Annotated in this window: 1 protein-coding gene; it reads right to left on the bottom strand. The window is 69.5% G+C overall.

Annotation, left to right across the window (positions count from 1 at the left end):
* The coding region (locus tag ACQG3P_RS20280) for a tRNA-dihydrouridine synthase (RefSeq protein WP_426806048.1) at positions 1-259 on the bottom strand (259 nt) is incomplete at both ends.

Raw genomic sequence — 259 nt, 5'->3', positions numbered from 1 at the left:
GTGGCGAGGTAGTGGGCGACTTCGCGGAAAATCCAGGGGCGGCCCTGTGCGGCGCGGCCGATCATGACGGCGTCCTCGCCGGTCTGGGCGAGCACGTGGGCGGCTTTCTGCGGGGAGTCGATGTCGCCGTTGGCGATCACGGGGATGCGCTGGGCGGCCTTGATCGCGGCGATGGTCTCGTATTCGGCGCTGCCGGTGTAATGCTGGTCGCGGGTGCGGCCTTGCACGGCGAGTGCGGCTATGCCGCTGTCTTCGGCGA

The organism is Stenotrophomonas sp. SrG (genome assembly GCF_050031795.1).
Lineage (GTDB): Bacteria > Pseudomonadota > Gammaproteobacteria > Xanthomonadales > Xanthomonadaceae > Stenotrophomonas > Stenotrophomonas rhizophila_A.
This window is presented reverse-complemented; position numbering and strand designations above follow the sequence as displayed.